The sequence below is a fragment of the Stappia stellulata DSM 5886 genome, assembly GCF_000423705.1.
Lineage (GTDB): Bacteria > Pseudomonadota > Alphaproteobacteria > Rhizobiales > Stappiaceae > Stappia > Stappia stellulata.
In genome coordinates, this window is the sequence record NZ_AUIM01000004.1 from 188,280 (window position 1) to 201,217 (window position 12,938).

15 protein-coding genes are annotated in these 12,938 nt (G+C 64.3%); 9 read left to right on the forward strand and 6 right to left on the reverse strand.

All coding sequences use genetic code 11. The features are described from left to right. Nucleotides 1-26: 26 nt before the first annotated feature. Entirely contained in the window at nucleotides 27-878 is an 852-nt protein-coding gene (locus G572_RS0101035; protein WP_029056903.1) for a GNAT family N-acetyltransferase, read from the forward strand. 13 nt (nucleotides 879-891) lie between these two features. Here G572_RS0101035 and G572_RS0101040 read toward each other — a convergent pair whose 3' ends face one another. Beyond that, a complete protein-coding gene (locus tag G572_RS0101040; protein WP_029056904.1) occupies nucleotides 892-1,530 on the reverse strand; it encodes a MarC family protein in 639 nt (212 codons plus the stop codon). 296 nt (nucleotides 1,531-1,826) lie between these two features. Here G572_RS0101040 and gyrA point away from each other — a divergent pair, with 296 nt between their 5' ends. Further along, nucleotides 1,827-4,610 carry a DNA gyrase subunit A gene (gene gyrA / locus G572_RS21905; RefSeq protein WP_208979020.1) on the forward strand — a complete coding sequence of 928 codons (2,784 nt, stop codon included), beginning with the start codon at nucleotides 1,827-1,829 and terminating at the stop codon, nucleotides 4,608-4,610. Nucleotides 4,611-4,775: 165 nt separating this feature from the next. Here gyrA and G572_RS0101050 read toward each other — a convergent pair whose 3' ends face one another. The 3 genes from G572_RS0101050 to G572_RS0101060 form a co-directional block, all read right to left on the reverse strand. Next, a complete protein-coding gene (locus G572_RS0101050; RefSeq protein WP_029056905.1) occupies nucleotides 4,776-5,129 on the reverse strand; it encodes a hypothetical protein in 354 nt (117 codons plus the stop codon). A 75-nt stretch (nucleotides 5,130-5,204) separates the two neighbouring features. After that, nucleotides 5,205-5,513: a hypothetical protein gene (locus G572_RS0101055; protein WP_029056906.1), complete on the reverse strand. Its 309-nt coding sequence runs from the start codon at nucleotides 5,511-5,513 to the stop codon at nucleotides 5,205-5,207. Nucleotides 5,514-5,950: 437 nt separating this feature from the next. Continuing rightward, on the reverse strand, nucleotides 5,951-6,253 hold the full coding sequence (locus G572_RS0101060) for a hypothetical protein (protein WP_029056907.1): 303 nt from the start codon (nucleotides 6,251-6,253) through the stop codon (nucleotides 5,951-5,953). 140 nt (nucleotides 6,254-6,393) lie between these two features. Here G572_RS0101060 and coaD point away from each other — a divergent pair, with 140 nt between their 5' ends. From coaD to tgt, 6 genes are read left to right on the forward strand one after another with little or no spacing between them, the layout of a single operon-like run. Further along, nucleotides 6,394-6,891 (forward strand): pantetheine-phosphate adenylyltransferase, encoded by a 498-nt coding sequence (coaD, locus tag G572_RS0101065; protein WP_029056908.1) that lies wholly within the window; start codon nucleotides 6,394-6,396, stop codon nucleotides 6,889-6,891. A gap of 28 nt (nucleotides 6,892-6,919) precedes the next feature. Beyond that, nucleotides 6,920-7,462 carry a peptidylprolyl isomerase gene (locus G572_RS0101070; protein WP_084649812.1) on the forward strand — a complete coding sequence of 181 codons (543 nt, stop codon included), beginning with the start codon at nucleotides 6,920-6,922 and terminating at the stop codon, nucleotides 7,460-7,462. Nucleotides 7,463-7,510: 48 nt separating this feature from the next. Continuing rightward, nucleotides 7,511-7,981, forward strand: coding sequence for a peptidylprolyl isomerase (locus tag G572_RS0101075; protein WP_029056910.1), 471 nt, complete (start codon nucleotides 7,511-7,513; stop codon nucleotides 7,979-7,981). 17 nt (nucleotides 7,982-7,998) lie between these two features. Continuing rightward, nucleotides 7,999-8,406, forward strand: a complete 408-nt coding sequence (locus tag G572_RS0101080) for a VOC family protein (RefSeq protein ID WP_029056911.1) — start codon at nucleotides 7,999-8,001, stop codon at nucleotides 8,404-8,406. 27 nt (nucleotides 8,407-8,433) lie between these two features. Further along, on the forward strand, nucleotides 8,434-9,522 hold the full coding sequence (gene queA, locus G572_RS0101085) for a tRNA preQ1(34) S-adenosylmethionine ribosyltransferase-isomerase QueA (RefSeq protein WP_029056912.1): 1,089 nt from the start codon (nucleotides 8,434-8,436) through the stop codon (nucleotides 9,520-9,522). Continuing rightward, nucleotides 9,519-10,664 (forward strand): tRNA guanosine(34) transglycosylase Tgt, encoded by a 1,146-nt coding sequence (tgt, locus tag G572_RS0101090; RefSeq protein ID WP_029056913.1) that lies wholly within the window; start codon nucleotides 9,519-9,521, stop codon nucleotides 10,662-10,664. Before queA ends, tgt begins: the two co-directional genes overlap by 4 nt. Before the next feature lie 19 nt (nucleotides 10,665-10,683). On the opposite strand, the gene G572_RS0101095 is transcribed toward tgt, so the two are convergent. Then, nucleotides 10,684-11,118 carry a DUF4864 domain-containing protein gene (locus tag G572_RS0101095; RefSeq protein ID WP_156884439.1) on the reverse strand — a complete coding sequence of 145 codons (435 nt, stop codon included), beginning with the start codon at nucleotides 11,116-11,118 and terminating at the stop codon, nucleotides 10,684-10,686. 188 nt (nucleotides 11,119-11,306) lie between these two features. Here G572_RS0101095 and G572_RS0101100 point away from each other — a divergent pair, with 188 nt between their 5' ends. Beyond that, nucleotides 11,307-11,612, forward strand: coding sequence for a PilZ domain-containing protein (locus G572_RS0101100; protein ID WP_029056915.1), 306 nt, complete (start codon nucleotides 11,307-11,309; stop codon nucleotides 11,610-11,612). A gap of 24 nt (nucleotides 11,613-11,636) precedes the next feature. On the opposite strand, the gene G572_RS0101105 is transcribed toward G572_RS0101100, so the two are convergent. Then, a complete protein-coding gene (locus G572_RS0101105) occupies nucleotides 11,637-12,845 on the reverse strand; it encodes a lytic murein transglycosylase (protein ID WP_029056916.1) in 1,209 nt (402 codons plus the stop codon). Between the last annotated feature and the right edge of the window lie 93 nt (nucleotides 12,846-12,938).

The following is a 12,938-nucleotide window of genomic DNA, read 5'->3' on the forward strand; positions in this document are numbered from 1 at the left end:
CCGATTCCTCACGCCGGAGCGCTGCCATGTCCCCAGACCTCGTGATCCGCCAGATGGAGACGACCGATCTGGACTGCGCCCTGGACTGGGCGGCGGACGAGGGCTGGAACCCCGGCCTTGAGGATGCGGCGGCGTTTCTGGCGACCGACCCGGGCGGGTTCCTTGTCGGCGAAAGCGGGGGCACGCCGGTGTCGTCGATCTCGGCGGTGCGCTACGGTGAGGACTTCGGCTTCATCGGTTTTTACATCTGCCATCCCGACTGGCGGGGGCGGGGGCTGGCGCGGCCGCTATGGGACCGTGCGCTCGATCACCTCAAGGGACGCACGATCGGTCTCGACGCCGTTCCGGCTCAGGAGGCGACCTATCGTCTGACGGGATTCGAAAGCGACTATCGCACGTTCCGCCACGGTGGCATTTCATCGGTTTCACCGCCGATGGATCCTCGTGTCGCCGTTCTTGGGCAGGGGGTGATGCCCTCGGTCCTTGCCTATGACCGGCCGTTCTTCGCCACGTCACGCGAGCGCTTCCTGGATGCCTGGTGCACTCCGATGGCCGCCAGGCGGCGCGGGTATGTCTTCGTCGAGGACGGCGTCTTGCGCGGCTACGGGGTGATCCGGCAATGCCGGGAGGGCTACAAGATCGGCCCGCTTCTGGCCGATACGCCGGAGATTGCCGACACGCTGTTCCAGGCACTGGCGGGAGAGGTGCGCGGGCAAATGGTCTTTCTCGATGTCCCGGCGTCGAACGAGGCGGGGGGCGACCTTGCTGAAAAGCACGAGCTCTCGCCGGAATTCGAGACGGTGCGCATGTATCGCGGAAAAGCGCCCGAGCTGGACCTTGGCCGCACCTACGGCATCACCACGCTGGAACTGGGATAGGCGGTCGCCGCGATCACGCGTTGGCTGCGGCGATCAGCGCGATGACGCCATCGGCGATGAATTGCACGGACAGCGCCGCCAGAAGCACCCCGAGAAGGCGCGTGATCACCATGGCCGCGGTATCGCCCAAAAGCCGCTCGATGCGGTCGGCGAGCAGGAACGACAGGTAGCAGGTCGCAACGATCACCGCGATCACCGAGGCGAGGCCAAGGACGGAGATCGTATCGGGCGCCTGCGAGGACAGCAGGATCACGGCGCTGATTGCGGCCGGTCCGGCGATCAACGGGATCGCCAGCGGAAACACGGCGACGTCCTGCAGGTCGTCGTGATGGGCGACGGCCTTTTCGGCGGTCTCCGACTTTCGCCGGTTGCGCTTCTCGAACACCATCTCCACGGCGATCATCAACAGCAGCAGCCCGCCGGCGATCTGGAAGGCGGGAACCGAGATGCCGAGCGCACCGAGCAGGTTCTTTCCCGCCACCAGAAACAGGAAGAGGATGCCGCCGCCGATCAGCACGGCGCGGATTGCGACACGCTTGCGCATGGCCGGCGTGGCGCCCGCGGTGACAGCCAGAAACATCGGCGCAAGCCCCACCGGATCGATGGTCACGAAGAGCGTTGCAAACGCATTTAGAAGATAGTCCCCGAGCATCGTCCCCCCGATCTTCCGATTCCCGACAATCCGCTTATAGCAGGCAAAACAGGAGCTGTCGGGACCCCGTTCCCGCGACCCATTTTCAGTTTCGCGAAACGTCGGAACAAGGCATTGATATGTATATATAATTAGCCGGGGGTTTTGGGGTCTTGAATTTGTCGCAAGCGCCGGAATCGGCTATAAGAATCGGACGATTTCAACAGATGTGAGATACCCCCTTGGCAGACCGCGACACGAGCGCACCGTCGGGCGGACTTCCGTCCGACATTCGGCCGATTTCCATCACCGACGAAATGAAGCGCAGCTACCTCGATTACGCGATGAGCGTGATCGTCAGCCGCGCATTGCCGGACGTTCGCGACGGGCTGAAGCCGGTGCATCGGCGCATTCTCTATTCGATGCACGAGAACGGCTACGAGTGGAACAAGCCCTACCGCAAGTCGGCCCGCGTGGTCGGTGACGTCATGGGTAAATATCACCCGCACGGCGACAGCGCGATCTATGACGCGCTCGTGCGCATGGCCCAGCCGTTCTCCCTGCGCCTGCCGCTGATCGACGGGCAGGGCAACTTCGGCTCGGTCGACGGCGACCCGGCCGCGGCAATGCGTTACACGGAATGTCGTCTGGAGAAAGTCACACAGCGCCTTCTCGACGACATCGACAAGGATACGGTCAACTTCCAGGACAACTACGACAACTCCGAGAGCGAGCCTGTCGTCCTGCCGGCGAAGTTCCCCAACCTTCTGGTCAATGGCGCGGGCGGCATCGCCGTCGGCATGGCGACCAACATCCCGCCTCACAATCTGGGAGAGGTAATCGACGCGGCCATCGCGCTGATGGACAATCCGGCGATGACCACGGCGGAACTGATGGAGATCGTTCCGGGGCCCGACTTCCCGACCGGCGGCATCATCCTCGGGCGCGCCGGCATTCGCTCGGCCTATGAAACCGCGCGCGGATCGGTGGTCATGCGCGGCAAGGCAGACGTCGAGGAGATCCGCAAGGACCGCTTCGCCATCGTCGTCACCGAAATTCCCTATCAGGTGAACAAGTCGACGATGATCGAACGCATCGCGGAAAGCGTCCGCGACAAGCGGCTCGAGGGGATTTCCGACATTCGCGACGAATCCGACCGCACCGGCATGCGCGTCGTGATCGAACTGAAGCGCGATGCCGTCGCCGAAGTGGTCCTGAACAACCTCTACCGCTTCTCCGCGCTGCAGACGAGCTTCGGCTGCAACATGGTGGCGCTCAACGGCGGGCGGCCGGAGCAGCTCGGCCTGAAGGACATGCTGAGCGCCTTCATCGCCTTCCGCGAGGAGGTGATCGGCCGGCGCACGCGCTTCCTGTTGAAGAAGGCTCGCGACCGCGCCCATGTGTTGGTCGGTCTGGCGATCGCGGTTGCCAACATCGACGAGGTGATCCACCTCATCCGCACTGCGCCGGATCCCGCGACCGCGCGCGCCCAGTTGATGGAACGGCACTGGCCGGCGCGCGACGTCGAGCCGCTGATCCGGCTGATCGACGATCCGCGCCACATGGTGCAGGAGGACGGCACCTACCGGCTCTCCGAAGAGCAGGCACGCGCGATCCTCGATCTGCGCCTGCAGCGCCTGACCGCGCTCGGACGCGACGAGATTGCCGACGAGTTGAACAAGATCGGCGCGGAGATCCAGGACTTCCTCGATATCCTGCGCTCGCGCTCGCGCATTCTCGACATCATCCGCAAGGAACTGACGGAGATTCACGAGGAATTCGCGACGCCCCGCCGGACCGAGATCGTCGATGGCGGCGCGGATCTGGAAGACGAGGACCTGATCCGTCGCGAGGACATGGTCGTCACGGTGAGCCATGCCGGCTACATCAAGCGCGTGCCTCTCGACACCTACCGGGCGCAGCGACGCGGCGGCAAGGGGCGCTCGGGCATGGCGACGAAGGACGAGGATTTCGTCTCGCGTCTCTTTGTTGCCAACACCCATACGCCGGTGCTGTTCTTCTCCTCGCGCGGCATTGCCTACAAGATGAAGGTCTGGCGCCTGCCGGTCGGCGGTCCGACCTCGCGCGGCAAGGCGCTCGTCAACATGCTGCCGCTCGAACAGGGCGAACAGATCACCTCGATCCTGCCACTGCCGGAGGACGAGGAGGCCTGGGCGAACCTCGACGTGATGTTCGCGACCCGTCGCGGCACGGTGCGTCGCAACAAGCTTTCCGATTTCGCCCAGATCAACAAGAACGGCAAGATCGCGATGAAGCTGGAGGAGGGCGACGGTATCGTCGGCGTCTTCACCTGCACCGAATATGACGACGTTCACCTGACCACGGCGCTTGGCCAGTGTATCCGCTTCCCGGTAACGGGCGTGCGTGTCTTTGCCGGACGCAATTCGGTCGGCGTGCGCGGTGTCAATCTGGCCGAGAATGATCACGTCATCTCCATGTCGATCCTGCACCACTTCGATTGTACGGCGGAAGAACGCGTGGCTTATCTGCGCAGACGACGCCTGATGCGGGGCGAGGGCGACGAGACGGTCGATCCGGTGGTCGGCGGAGACGAGGATGCGGTTGCCGAGGGCGAGCTGTCGCAGGAGCGCTATGCGGCGATGAGTGCTGCGGAGCAGGTCATTCTGACGCTTTCGGAAAACGGGTACGGCAAACGCTCGTCGTCGTTTGAGTACCGGGTGACCGGGCGCGGCGGCAAGGGCATCACCGCGATGGCGGTGACGGATCGCAATGGTCCGCTGGTTGCCTCCTTCCCGGTGGAAGAGAACGACCAGATCATGCTGGTGACCAACGGCGGCCAGCTCATTCGCTGCCCGGTGGACGGGATCCGCATCGCCGGCCGCGCGACACAGGGCGTGATCGTGTTCAGCACGGCTGAGGGCGAGGAAGTCGTTTCCGTATCGCGCATCTCCGACGAGGATGCCGAGGATGGCGACCTCGAGACGGTCGAGGGCAACGCAGAGGGCGCAGAGGGCGCGTCGGACGCGGGCGGCGAGGACCGTGCGGGTGATCCTGGCGAGGCGGACGGTTCGTCCAGCGCGGATGACGGGGCGTCCGGTCCGGACGACGAACCCGAGTAAGTCCCGGCCTGTCGGGTCGCAAGCCGCGCCAGTGCCGGCGCCAGACACAGCCCAGACACAGCCCAGACACAGCAAAGGCGACGCCTGGTTTCCAGTGCGTCGCCTTTTGCAGTTCAGCGGCAGTGCCGGTCGCTTGCCGGAAACCTGCCCAAGGTCAGGTCTGGATCAGGAGCGGGTGGGCACCCGGGCCAGAACGGAGGTCTTGCCCTGGACGTCGCGAGCCTCGAAGGTTTCGAAACGGACCTGACGCGGGTTTGCGGTGCCGCTGATTTCGGCCAGACATTCCGCCGACCAGTCGCCCCAGGCTTCTCCCTGACACGCGGCCGGCAGCGCGGCCGTCACGCGATCTGCCTTGGCTGTGACCGCGACCGGTGCTGCATCGCTGGCTGCGGCCATTTTGACCGTCTGCGTGACGGTGGCGATGGCTGCGAAGACGGCGAGCGCGGCGGCGGCCGCCAGGACGACGTCTCGGTAGCTCTTGTCGGGGGAGGTCTTGGGGGCGTCGGTGGTGAAGGTCATTGCCGTTGTGTCCCTGCTGTGTGTTTTTGATGTCTCCACACTGCACCGGGCACGGCAAGGGAACCGTGACGCGCGTCACGATCCGGCGGCTTCTCCGGGATCTTGAAGATTGCGGTCGTTTCGCGCTTGCACGGTGTCGGGATGCGGATTGTCGCGCACGGCAAAGCACGCGGGATCGGCATCCCGGAAGATCACGCCGGAGCAATCCTCGCGCTCTTCGATGATTTCGGAAACGGAAGCAAGTCGTTCCGGGCGCGGCATCGCATCCGCGTGACTGCCAATTGCCGCAACCCCGGCTCCAAGCGTCACGCTGAAGACAAGGACGCCGGACACCCAAAGGGCGACCGGGCTGTATGGGTGATATTTTTCATAATTCGTCATCATGAGAGGGATATGGACGATCTGCGGTCATGTAACAAGAGCATGACAGTCAGAAAACCGTGAACACTGTGTGCGCGCAGTGTGAACCTGTCGGCCTGGCCGCTCGATCTGACCGTCGCCCGCAAGGGGAAGGCCGATAAAATCCGGTCGGGAGGGGCGATCCGCAAAAGACGAGGCGCAGATGACGGAGTTTCCCGCGTCGTGATCTGCCATGCCTCGCGGCTGCGGCTGCGGCTGCGGCCTCGGCCGCGCCGGCGTCAGCGCAGACATTCCGCCCGGCCAGACATTCGATACGATGGATGCCCCCGTTACGAAGCTCCGGTCGAACGCGGGCCGGCCGGGGCGTCAGGCGGATCCCGTATCGGGTCGGGGGAATGTGACGGCGGATCGGGGGAGCCGCCGTCACACTGTCGAGAGGTCCGAGGTCAGGAAGTTTCGGATCACTCTGAAACACGTTTGCGGACGAGAACCGTGGTCTGTCCGCCGGTAATGGCCGTGGTACGGAAGGAGCCGCTTGCGGCCGGGGCGAGCGTGCGGGCGATATCCGCGCAACCGGTCGCCGTGTCGACCATCGTCTCGCCGCCGCAGGCGACCTGGACGGTGCGGGGGAGCCGGTCACCCTTCTTGATCGAAGCCACGTCGATGGGAGAACTGGAATACACCGTGATCCCGACCCCGAATACGGCAACAGCCGCAATCGCGGTCGCAAGCCCGCCAAGGCTCAGGAAAGCAATGCCACGCATTTTGCGCCTCCTTATGTTTATGAGCAACAGTCTAGCACAAAGTGACCTTGCGTTAAATAAATTCCTGGCGCGTGGCAGATGGGCAACATCCTGTGCCGGATCCGCTTGTGTCGGCTGCCCGCCCCGGCTATTCAGGGCAAATGACTCGCACCGCTCTCTATCCCGGATCCTTCGACCCGGTGACCAATGGCCATATCGACATTTTGCGCCATGCACTGGACCTGGCCGATCGTGTCGTGGTTGCCATCGGCATCCATCCCGGCAAGACGCCGCTTTTCGCGTTCGAGGAGCGCGTCGAGATGCTTGCCACGGTTGCCGAGGCGGCTTTCGGGGCAAAGGATGCCGCGCGACTCGAGGTGATTTCCTTTGACAATCTGGTCATCGAGGCGGCCCGCCAGAATGGCGCGGCGTTTCTGGTTCGCGGCCTGCGCGACGGAACCGACCTCGATTTCGAGATGCAAATGGCCGGGATGAACCGGTCTCTTGCGCCAGAGGTGCAAACCGTCTTCCTGCCGGCCTCGCCGGAGGTTCGCCACATCACCGCCACGCTGGTGCGCCAGATCGCCAAGATGGGGGGCGACGTCAAACACTTCGTTCCCGCGCATGTCGTCGAATGCCTGGCCCGCCGTCTCGGTTGACGGGACCCGGCACCTTTCAGGAGGTCACATGATTTCGCGTATTTTCTCCACCATCGGGGCGCTGCTATTGCTGGTTGGCGTGACCCTGTCCGCGGGCGCGCAGCCGGCAGATCCGGAAAACACGCTCTATCTCGACCTGAAGGACGGACGCGTCGTCATCCGCCTGCGTCCGGATCTTGCCCCAAATCACGTGGAGCGGATCAAATCGCTCGCGCGCGAGGGGTTTTATGACGGGATCGTCTTCCACCGCGTGATCGACGGGTTCATGGCGCAGACCGGCGATCCGACCGGAACCGGAACCGGGGGATCGGATCGCCCCGATCTCGACGCCGAATTCTCTCCGCGGCCCTTCGAGCGTGGCGTGCTGGGAATGGCGCGCACGAACGATCCGGACAGCGCCAATTCGCAATTTTTCATCATGTTCTCCTCCGCCCCGCATTTGACCGGCAAATACACGGTTTTCGGCGAGGTGGTCGACGGCATGGAACACGTCGACGCGATCAAGCGCGGCGAGCCGGTTCAAAACCCCGACAAGATCATCAAGTTGCAGGTTGCGGCCGACGTCGACTGACGGCCGCGTCCGACCCAATCCCAAGACGCATGAACAAGGAGCATATGCATGACGGACTACAAGGACCCGGAAAACACCCTCTTGATGGAAACCACGCAAGGGCCCGTCGTCATCGAGATGAAGCCGGATCTGGCGCCGGGCCACGTCGCCCGCATCAAGGAGCTGGTGCGCGACGGGTTTTATGACGGCATCGTGTTTCACCGCGTGATCGACGGTTTCATGGCCCAGACGGGCTGCCCGCAGGGCACCGGCACCGGCGGGTCGGGCACCAAGCTCAAGGCCGAGTTCAACGATCACAAGCACACGCGCGGCTCCTGCTCGATGGCGCGCGCGATGGATCCCAACTCCGGCGACAGCCAGTTCTTCATCTGTTTCGGCGATGCACCCTGGCTCGACGGACAGTACACGGCCTGGGGCGCGGTGATCTCCGGCATGGACAATGTCGACAAGATCAAGCGCGGCGAGCCGGTTCAAAACCCCGACAAGATCACGTCGCTGAAGGTTGCCGCCGACGCCTGATTGGAAAGGTTCGTGCCATGAATGAAGCCAAGGAAACTGCACCGGTCCTTCGCGTGGCCCGACCGACCAACGACCTCGCGCCTCTCGAGCGCTTCTACGTGCAAGGCGCCGGTTTCCGGCGCCTTGCCGCGTTTTCGGACCATGACGGCTTTTCCGGAACGATCCTCGGCTATCCCGCTGCGCCCTGGCATCTGGAGTTTGTCCTGGAAAAAGGCCAGATCGCGCCCCGGGCGCAAAGCCCCGAACACCTTCTCGTTCTCTATCTCCCCGACCCGGTCGAATGGCGCCATGCAGTTGACCGGATGACGGCACACGGGTATGAGCCGGTGCCCGCGCATAATCCCTATTGGGAGGTCGCGGGAGCAACCTTCGAGGATCCCGACGGCTACCGGCTCGTTTTCCAGAACCGGGCGTGGGATCTCTGACGCCAGCCCCTTGAGCCCAGAGCCGCCATGCGCGTCGACGACTTCGATTTCGACCTTCCCAACGAGCGCATTGCGCTTCGTCCGTCCCGTCCACGCGATGCCGCGCGCATGCTTGTCGTGCGTCCCGGCGGCGCGACGATGCTGGAAGACCGGGGCGTGCGCGACCTGCCGTCGCTGCTGGAACCGGGCGATGCGCTTGTTTTCAACGACACGAAGGTCATCCCGGCTCAGCTTGAGGGTACCCGCACGCGTGGGCAAGCGGTGGCGCGCATCGGTGCGACCCTCCACCTGAAAGCCGGGGATGACCGCTGGTGGGCCTTCGTGCGCCCGGCGAAAAAGCTGGTTGTCGGCGACCGTGTCCGCTTCGGTGAAGCGCAGGGCGAGACCTGCCTTCTCGGCACGCTCGATGCCACGGTCGCGGAAAAGCGCGACACGGGCGAGGTGTTGCTGGCCTTCGATCTGGCGGGACCCGATCTCGACCAGGCGATTGCCGCCGTCGGCCATATTCCCCTGCCGCCCTATATTGCGCAAAAACGCGGCGAGGACGCCGCCGACCGGGACGACTACCAGACGATCTACGCCAGAAAAGACGGCGCGGTCGCGGCCCCGACGGCCGGCTTGCATTTCACGCCCGAGCTGATGGCGGCCATCGACGCGCGCGGCATCGAACGCCATCTCGTCACGCTGCATGTGGGGGCGGGAACCTTCCTGCCGGTAAAGGCGGACGATACGAACGATCACAAGATGCATGCGGAGCGGGGCGAGATTTCGCCCGAGACGGCGGCGGCGCTGCGCGCCGTGCGCGCGCGCGGCAACAAGGTCGTCGCGGTCGGCACAACGTCCTTGCGCATTCTGGAAAGCGCCGCCCAGGGCGAGGGCGGCCTTGCTGCCTTCTCGGGCGAGACCTCGATTTTCATCACGCCCGGATACCGCTTCCGGGCCATCGACGCGCTGATGACCAATTTTCACCTGCCGCGTTCCACGCTCTTCATGCTTGTCAGCGCCTTGAGCGGACTGGATGAGATGCGCGCCGCCTATGCCCATGCGATCGCGCAGGACTACCGCTTCTATTCCTACGGCGACGCCTCGCTGCTCTTTCCCAAGGACGCCCCATGACCGACCGCTTTTCCTTCCGTCTGATCGCGCAGGACGGCATGGCCCGGCGCGGCGAGATCGCGACACCGCACGGCCTGGTGCGCACGCCCGCCTTCATGCCGGTGGGCACCCAGGCAACCGTCAAGGCGATGTATCCGGGACAGGTGCGCGAGCTTGGCGCCGATGTCGTGCTTGGCAATACCTACCACCTGATGCTGCGTCCGGGCGCGGAGCGGATTGCGCGCCTCGGCGGCCTGCACACGTTCATGAACTGGCCGCATACGATCCTGACCGATTCCGGCGGGTTTCAGGTCATGTCGCTGGCGCAATTGCGCAAGCTCGACGAAAAGGGCGTGACCTTCCAGAGCCATATCGATGGCTCGCGTCACGTGATGACGCCGGAACGCTCCGTCGAAATCCAGCAATTGCTCGGGTCCGACATCCAGATGCAGCTCGACGAATGCATTGCGCTGCCTGCGCCGCGCGAGGATGTGGAGCGCGCGATGCGCTTGTCGCTTCGATGGGCGGAGCGTTCGCGCCAGCAGTTCGAGACGATGGGCGGCCCGGAGCGCGGTCAGGCGCTTTACGGGATCGTGCAGGGCGGTGACGTGCCGGACCTGCGGGTGATCTCCGCGCAAACGCTCGGAGAGATGCCATTCGAAGGCTATTCGGTCGGCGGCCTCGCGGTCGGCGAGCCGCAGGATGTCATGCTGAGAATGCTTGAAGAAACGACGCCCGCGATGCCGGTCGACAAACCGCGCTACCTGATGGGGGTGGGGACGCCGGAAGACATTCTGGAGAGCGTTGCGCGCGGCATCGACCAGTTCGATTGCGTCATGCCGACGCGCGCCGGTCGGCACGGACTTGCCTACACACGTTTCGGCAAGATCAACCTGAAGAACGCCCGCCATGCCGAAGATCCCCGCCCGCTCGACGAGACGTCGGGGTGCCCGGCCGCGCGCGACTACAGCCGCGCCTATCTGCACCATCTGGTCAAGGCGGGCGAGGGGCTTGCAGCCATGCTGCTGAGCTGGAACAACCTCGCCTATTATCAAAGCCTGATGCAGGGCATTCGCGACGCCATCGAAGCCGGAACCTTCGAGGATTTTCGGCGTGAGACCCGCGAGGGCTGGGCCCGCGGCGACCTGTCCCCGCGCGAGTAACCCGGTCGGCGCGCGCCGCTTAAGCGGAAACGCCGGGGCTTGCCGTCAACACGCATCCCGAGATTTTCCAGGTCCCGTCCGCCTGCTGCTCGAAGCTGTAGAGCGCAAGCCACTTACGCCCCTTCGCATCGGTGACGTAAACTTCCTGGACGGGGCCGCGCGCGGTCTCGCGGAGTTCGCCGAACGAGATGGAGGACGGGTCGTAGACCGGGGCGTACCCCCGCTTCACCATGTCGATGAATTGGTCCGGACTGGGAAACATGCGCTTGATCATCGGCGCAGCGTAGCCATAGGCGGCGTCCGCATCGCCCGCCCGGAATGCGGTGATCTGCTTTTCGACGATCCCCTTGAGCTGTGCGGCATCCTGCGCGATGGCGCTGCCTTGCATGGCAAGCATGAGCGTCAGACCGAGCAGACACCCGGTGGCAGTTCCTCGAAACGTCGATCCAGACATGGTGGCCTCCCTTTGTTGGTCGCTCTTGTTACGCAGCGGAACGGCGGCCGGATGCCTCTGCCGGGCATCCACCGGCGCGCCTTGCAAAAACGCACGCCGGATTTACGCCTTGTTGACGGCGACAGGTTACGCTGAAAGCTTGCAAAAAGTGCCCGAACGGGCCGGTTTGAAACAAGGAGCGGGGCAGCGTGCTGAAAAAGCCCACCGTGCGCGGGGAAGTTCGATCGACGCCACGTGTCGATTGCGCCGTGCCGGGCATCATCCAGGACAAGGGTGTGTCTATCGCCTGCATGGTGGAGGATTTGAGCATCACCGGATGCCGGGTCCGGCTAGGCAGCGCCATCGCTCTCAGTCAGAATTTTCTGTTCGAGTTTCCCCGCAAGAACATCAAGGTCGCAGCCGAACTGGTCTGGCTCAACGGCGATGAGGCCGGAATCCGGTTCATTCATTCCGGCAGCACCGCCGACGGTGAGACCACGTCCGACGGTGCATAGGAACGCTGCGCCTGAAGGCTCCGGTTACAACCGGTTGAGCAAGGCCCGTGTCGGCCAGCCGTCGGCCGGAAGACCCAGACGCGCCTGCTCGCTGCGCACGGCCGCCCGCGTTCCCGCACCGAGAATGCCGTCGATCTTGCCCACGTCATATCCCTTGTTCCGCAGCCGGGTCTGCAGGTCCTTCATCGCGGCATCGGAAAGCCCGTCTCCGGGATTGCCGGCATCATAACGGCTGGCACCGTTCAGGCGGGTCGCGAAATAGGCCGCCGACGTCGTGTAGATAAACGACTGGTTCCATTCCAGATAGACCCGGAAATTCGGATAGGCGAGGAACGCTGGTCCATCCTTTCCTTGCGGAAGCAACAGGGCGGCCGGCAGCGAGGCTGCGGGCAGGCTGCCCTCTCTGGCGCGAACCCCGAGCCCGGACCAGTCTGCGACCGTCATGTCGAAGTGCAGGCCGGTCTTTGCCCAGGGGAGAGACGATGGCAACGCCACCTCCTGCAACCAGGGTTCACCCCGGCGCCAGCCGAGATGATTGATAAACCGGGCTGCGGTCATGATCGTATCTGGCGCGCTTTTCTTCAGGTCGACATGGCCGTCGCCGTCCCCGTCGATGCCGAACCGGATGATGTCCTCCGGCAGCATCTGGACCTGACCGATTTCGCCCGCCCATGCGCCGGTGGTGCGCCGGGGGTCGAGGTCACCGTGTTCCACCATTTCGATTGCGGCGACGAGCTGCGGACGAAACAGCTGCGGGCGCCGGCAATCGTGCGCGAGGGTTGCCAGCGCACTGACGGTGTTGAAGTCGCCCTGTACCGCACCGTAGTCCGTTTCCAGACCCCAGAACGCGGCGATGACGGGACCGGGCACCCCGTAGTCACGTTCGGCCTTTTGAAAGGTCGATTTGTATTTGCGCAGATTGGCAGCGCCCTGTTTCAACCGGTATCCGCTGACCGATCGTTTGGAGAATGTGAGAAATGTCTGCTTGAACACGCCTTGCGCGCGGTCGCGCGACAGCACCTTGCGGTCGATCCGTGCCGCGTCGAGGGTTGCCGATATGGCCGCCTCCGAGCGCCCCTGCGCACGCGCCTCCTGTGCCACACCGGCGAGGAACGCCTGGAAATCGCCGCCGCAGGGCGTCGCGGCGTGTGCGGGCAGGGCCGTGCCGAGTTGAATGAGAACGGCGAACGCGGCCGCGGCTGCTGCGGTTGTCCGGATCTTGCGTGTAGACATGCCACTCCCTCGATGAACGGAATCGGACTTCATGATGCCGGAACGGTGAAGCCTGCAACAAGGGCTATCTGCTTCGACACGTCAGAGTCTCCG

What these genes read in the sequence shown, in the direction of transcription:
- G572_RS0101035 (WP_029056903.1), top strand. Translation starts at nt 27, where the DNA reads ATGTCCCCAGACCTCGTGATCCGCCAGATGGAGACGACCGATCTGGAC.
- G572_RS0101040 (WP_029056904.1), bottom strand. Translation starts at nt 1,530, where the DNA reads ATGCTCGGGGACTATCTTCTAAATGCGTTTGCAACGCTCTTCGTGACC.
- gyrA (WP_208979020.1), top strand. Translation starts at nt 1,827, where the DNA reads ATGAAGCGCAGCTACCTCGATTACGCGATGAGCGTGATCGTCAGCCGC.
- G572_RS0101050 (WP_029056905.1), bottom strand. Translation starts at nt 5,129, where the DNA reads ATGACCTTCACCACCGACGCCCCCAAGACCTCCCCCGACAAGAGCTAC.
- G572_RS0101055 (WP_029056906.1), bottom strand. Translation starts at nt 5,513, where the DNA reads ATGATGACGAATTATGAAAAATATCACCCATACAGCCCGGTCGCCCTT.
- G572_RS0101060 (WP_029056907.1), bottom strand. Translation starts at nt 6,253, where the DNA reads ATGCGTGGCATTGCTTTCCTGAGCCTTGGCGGGCTTGCGACCGCGATT.
- coaD (WP_029056908.1), top strand. Translation starts at nt 6,394, where the DNA reads ATGACTCGCACCGCTCTCTATCCCGGATCCTTCGACCCGGTGACCAAT.
- G572_RS0101070 (WP_084649812.1), top strand. Translation starts at nt 6,920, where the DNA reads ATGATTTCGCGTATTTTCTCCACCATCGGGGCGCTGCTATTGCTGGTT.
- G572_RS0101075 (WP_029056910.1), top strand. Translation starts at nt 7,511, where the DNA reads ATGACGGACTACAAGGACCCGGAAAACACCCTCTTGATGGAAACCACG.
- G572_RS0101080 (WP_029056911.1), top strand. Translation starts at nt 7,999, where the DNA reads ATGAATGAAGCCAAGGAAACTGCACCGGTCCTTCGCGTGGCCCGACCG.
- queA (WP_029056912.1), top strand. Translation starts at nt 8,434, where the DNA reads ATGCGCGTCGACGACTTCGATTTCGACCTTCCCAACGAGCGCATTGCG.
- tgt (WP_029056913.1), top strand. Translation starts at nt 9,519, where the DNA reads ATGACCGACCGCTTTTCCTTCCGTCTGATCGCGCAGGACGGCATGGCC.
- G572_RS0101095 (WP_156884439.1), bottom strand. Translation starts at nt 11,118, where the DNA reads ATGTCTGGATCGACGTTTCGAGGAACTGCCACCGGGTGTCTGCTCGGT.
- G572_RS0101105 (WP_029056916.1), bottom strand. Translation starts at nt 12,845, where the DNA reads ATGTCTACACGCAAGATCCGGACAACCGCAGCAGCCGCGGCCGCGTTC.